This window comes from Pseudomonas sp. (genome assembly GCF_050739995.1).
Lineage (GTDB): Bacteria > Pseudomonadota > Gammaproteobacteria > Pseudomonadales > Pseudomonadaceae > Aquipseudomonas.
In genome coordinates, this window is sequence record NZ_JBOICG010000079.1 from 1 (window position 1) to 4348 (window position 4348).

General features: G+C 59.7%; 4 protein-coding genes. All 4 read right to left on the bottom strand.

What is annotated here, in order from left to right; translation table 11 throughout:
* Positions 1-54: 54 nt before the first annotated feature.
* Positions 55-879: a quaternary amine ABC transporter ATP-binding protein gene (locus ACRESD_RS02655; RefSeq protein ID WP_431749503.1), complete on the bottom strand. Its 825-nt coding sequence runs from the start codon at positions 877-879 to the stop codon at positions 55-57.
* Positions 876-1727, bottom strand: a complete 852-nt coding sequence (locus ACRESD_RS02660; RefSeq protein ID WP_431749504.1) for an ABC transporter permease — start codon at positions 1725-1727, stop codon at positions 876-878. Before ACRESD_RS02660 ends, ACRESD_RS02655 begins: the two co-directional genes overlap by 4 nt.
* A gap of 72 nt (positions 1728-1799) precedes the next feature.
* Positions 1800-2765: an ABC transporter substrate-binding protein gene (locus ACRESD_RS02665; RefSeq protein WP_431749505.1), complete on the bottom strand. Its 966-nt coding sequence runs from the start codon at positions 2763-2765 to the stop codon at positions 1800-1802.
* 69 nt (positions 2766-2834) lie between these two features.
* Positions 2835-4283 carry a purine-cytosine permease family protein gene (locus tag ACRESD_RS02670; protein ID WP_431749506.1) on the bottom strand — a complete coding sequence of 483 codons (1449 nt, stop codon included), beginning with the start codon at positions 4281-4283 and terminating at the stop codon, positions 2835-2837.
* Positions 4284-4348: the final 65 nt, after the last annotated feature.

Below are 4348 nucleotides of genomic sequence, written 5' to 3' on the forward strand. Positions count from 1 at the left end.
TGTGGGAGCTGGCTTGCCTGCGATAGGGCCAGCCGCCGCACCACATCTTTTGGATCAGACCACCGCCGCCCGCCGCTGAACAAACCGATCCACATAGTCATCCGCCGGCGAATGCAGGATCTCGCGAGGCGTGCCGACCTGGATCAGTTGGCCGTCCTTGAGGATCGCAATGCGGTTGCCGATGCGCACGGCCTCGTCGAGGTCGTGGGTGATGAACACGATGGTCTTGTGCAGGGTCTTTTGCAGCTCCAGCAACTGGTCCTGCATCTCGGCGCGGATCAGCGGGTCGAGGGCGCTGAAGGCTTCGTCCATCAGGATGATGTCGGTGTCGGCTGCCAGGGCGCGGGCCAGGCCGACACGTTGGCGCATACCGCCAGAAAGCTGGTGCGGGTATTTGTTTTCGTACCCCTTCAGGCCCACGGTTTCGATCCAGTGCAGCGCGCGCTCGGCACAGACCTGCTTGGTTTCGCCGCGCACTTTCAGGCCATAGGCGACGTTGTCGAGCACGCTTTTGTGGGGCAACAGGCCGAAGCTCTGGAACACCATGCTGATCTTGTGCCGACGAAATTGGCGCAGGGCTTCCATGTCCAGTTGCAGGATGTCTTCGCCGTCTACCAGGATCGCACCGCTGGTGGGATCGATCAGGCGGTTGAAGTGGCGCACCAGCGTGGACTTGCCGGAGCCGGACAGGCCCATGATCACGAAGATCTCACCGGTGCCGATACTCAGGGACAGGTCGTTCACGCCGACCACGCAACCGGTCTCGGCCAGCACCTGGTCCTTGGTCTTGCCCTGGCCGATCAACGACAGCGCATCCTTGGAGCGGGCGCCAAAAATCTTGAAGACGTTTTTTACTTCGATTTTGCTGACAGTAGTCATTTGCTCGCCTCATGCCGTGGACGACCATAGGCCTGGGTAATGCGGTCGATGACCACTGCAAGAATCACGATCGCCAGCCCGGCTTCGAGGCCACGGCCGACGTTGAGGGTCTGGATGCCGACGAGGACGTCTTCACCCAAGCCACGGGCGCCGATCATCGAGGCGATCACTACCATGGACAACGCCATCATGGTGGTCTGGTTGATACCGGCCATGATGCTTGGCAGGGCCAGTGGCAGTTGCACACCGAACAGTTGCTGCCAGCGGTTGGCACCAAAGGCGTTGATGGCTTCCATGACTTCGCCGTCGACTTGTCGAATACCCAGGTCCGTCAGACGAATCAGCGGTGGCGCCGCGTAGATCACCGTGGCGAAAATCGCCGGGACTTTACCGAGGCCGAACAGCATCAGCACCGGAATCAGGTACACGAAGCTGGGCATGGTCTGCATGATGTCCAGCAACGGCATCAACACCGAACGCAGGCGATTGCTGCGCGCCGACAGAATGCCCAACGGGATGCCAATCAACACCGAGATCACCGTGGCGACCATCATCAGTGCCAGGGTTTGCATCAGCTTGTCCCACAGGCCAACCGCGCCCACCAGGAACAGCAAACCGACGATCACCGCCGTGGTGATCACCTTGCGGGTGGCGTGCCAGGCGACGCCGCCGACGATGGCCAGCATCAGCCACCAAGGCGCTGCGCGCAGCAAGCCTTCCAGGTTGACGATGGCCCATAGCAGGGTGTCGGAGATGTGCCGGAACACATCGCCATAGTTGGTGACCAGTGAGTCCACCCAACCGTTGACCCAGTCGGCGATGGAAAACGTAAAACTCTCAGGAAACATATCGTGCTCTCGATCCAGTGGGTTGTGGCCAGGCGCCCGGCTAGCCCTTCAAGGGAGCCGGGCACGCTTGACCTACAAGGCCGCGTCGATTTTCTTGGCTGCGTCGTCGCTCACCCATGCGTGCCAGACTTCAGGATGTTCCTTGAGGAAAATTTTCGCCAGTTTTGGCGACTCAATTCGTTCCTTGGCCATGCGTCCCAGGTTCTGGTTCAGCAGGTCGATAGGCAGGTTGACCTTCTCCAGTACGGCCACCAGCTCCGGCGCCTGTTCGTGGAAGGTCTTGGACAGGCCGACCTTGATACTCACGCTTTTATCCACACCAGGCTTTTCTTCCAGCTTGACCAGGTCGACCTGGCCCATCAGCGGCGTCGGCGACCAGTAGTAGAACAGGATTGGCTCGCCACGCTTGTAGCTCGACAGCACGGCCGCATCCAGCGCCGGACCGGTGCCAGGTCGGAAGTTGGTGTAGGTATTTTCCAGGCCGTAGCTTTTCAGCATTTCGCTGTTGTCCAGCTCGCAGGTCCAACCGGCCGGACAGTTATAGAAACGGCCCTTGGACGGTTCTTCCTGGTCCTTGAATACCGAGGCGTACTTGGCCAGGTCAGCAATGCTTTTCAGGTCCGGTGCCTTGGCTTCCAGCTTGCGCTTGGCGTCGCCTTCGATCACGTAGCGCGGCACGTACCAGCCTTCGATAGCGCCGACAACAGGAGCACCGACGCCGACGACTTTGCCGGCCTTCTCGGCCTTGTTCCAGACGTCACTGCGGCCCACCCATTCTTCGGCGAAGATCTGGATGTCGTTGCTGCTCAGGGCGTTTTCCATGGTGATGGAGTTGCCCGGCAGGCTGTCGGTTTTGCAGTCGTAGCCTTTTTCCAGCACGGTTTGCAGGATGTCGGTGAGCAACATGCCGCTTTCCCAGTTCAGGCCTGCGAATTTCACCGGTTTGCCAGATTCGCACCAGCCGGCCGCTTGGGCACCGGCACTCGCCAATACGCCCGCAGAGAACACAGTGGCCAACAGGGTTTTATGAATTTTCATTGTTGTGACGCTCCCAATCTTGAAATGGATTACGGCAGTCAGTAGGCATCCTGCCCTGTCCACGTCCCATCAGGCCTGTGCAGCCAGCCCGTTTGTCGTCGTTGGTGCAGCGCCCTGCTCTACCGGCAGGATCAGGTGTTCAGGAATTGCGCTGTGCCACTTTTTCGCGGCCCAGTAATACAGTGCGGCAGGCACCACCAAACCGATGATCCAGGAGATATCGGTGTCACCAAGGCTGGCGACCAGAGGGCCGGTGTAGAAATGCGTGGAGATGAACGGCATCTGGATCAGCACACCGAACACATAAATGCCGATACCCATCCAGTTCCAGCGACCGTACCGGCCGTTGGGGTTGGACAGTGCCGGGATGTCGTAGCGCTCTTTGGTGATGCAGTAGAAGTCCACCAGGTTGATCGCGCTCCACGGCGTGAAGAACGCCAGCAGGAACAGAATGAACGCGGAGAAGTCCTTGAGGAACGAGTCCTTGCCCAGCAGCGCCAGTGCGGCGGCAATCGACACCATCAGGAAGATGTAGAGCAGGCGCACCGCACTGGAAATGTGCCGGCTGCCACGAAAGCCACTGATGATCGTCGCGATGGACATGAAGCTGCCGTAGGCGTTGAGCGTAGTCACCGTGACCTTGCCAAAAGCGATGCTGAAATACAGCAGCGCCGCGACAATCCCGGTGCCGCCCAGGCCGACGATAAACGACACTTCATGGTGGGCGAATTGCGCACCGGCCAGGGCCGCCGCAAACACACCAAACACCATCGACGCCTGCGCACCGATCACCGAGCCCAGGCCCACGGCCCAGAAGGTTTTCGAAGCGGATGTGCTGCGCGGCAAGTAACGCGAGTAGTCCGCCACATACGGACCGAACGCAATTTGCCACGACGCCGAAAGCGAAATCGCCAGCAGAAAACTGCTGAGGGAAAAATGCTTGTTGCCCAGCAACGCACCGACGTCGTTACCGGCCAATAATTTGTAGAACAGGTAGATGAAAGCCACCACGCCGAGCACGCTGGCAACGCGGCCGATACCGTGGATGACGCGGTAGCCGAAGATGGTAAACACCATGATCAGCCCGGCGAACAGCACGATGCCGACCCAGTCTTCCACATGCAGCAGTTGCGCCACCGCCTGCCCTGCCAGCAGCGAGCCGCTGGCCGAGAAACCGATGTACATCAGGCATACCAGCACCAGCGGGATCACCGCCCCGTACACGCCAAACTGCACACGGCTGGAGATCATCTGCGGCAAACCCAGTTGCGGGCCTTGCGCCGCATGCAACGCCATCACACCACCGCCCAGCAGTTGGCCAATCAACAGACCGATCAACGACCAGAACACATCACCCCCCAACACCACGGCCAAGGCCCCAGTGACAATCGCGGTGATCTGCAGGTTGGCACCCAGCCACAGGGTGAACTGGCTCAATAGACGACCGTGTCTTTCCGCTTCCGGGATGTAGTCGATCGAACGCCTTTCGATCAACGGGGTGGTGTCATTTGCAGCCATGGGTGTTCAACCTCTGATGGATTGTTATGGTTACCAATTGCTCCTTTGTGGGAGCTGGCTTGCCT

Coding starts and splice junctions, on each gene's coding strand:
- ACRESD_RS02655 (WP_431749503.1), bottom strand. CDS start 879: ATGACTACTGTCAGCAAAATCGAAGTAAAAAACGTCTTCAAGATTTTT.
- ACRESD_RS02660 (WP_431749504.1), bottom strand. CDS start 1,727: ATGTTTCCTGAGAGTTTTACGTTTTCCATCGCCGACTGGGTCAACGGT.
- ACRESD_RS02665 (WP_431749505.1), bottom strand. CDS start 2,765: ATGAAAATTCATAAAACCCTGTTGGCCACTGTGTTCTCTGCGGGCGTA.
- ACRESD_RS02670 (WP_431749506.1), bottom strand. CDS start 4,283: ATGGCTGCAAATGACACCACCCCGTTGATCGAAAGGCGTTCGATCGAC.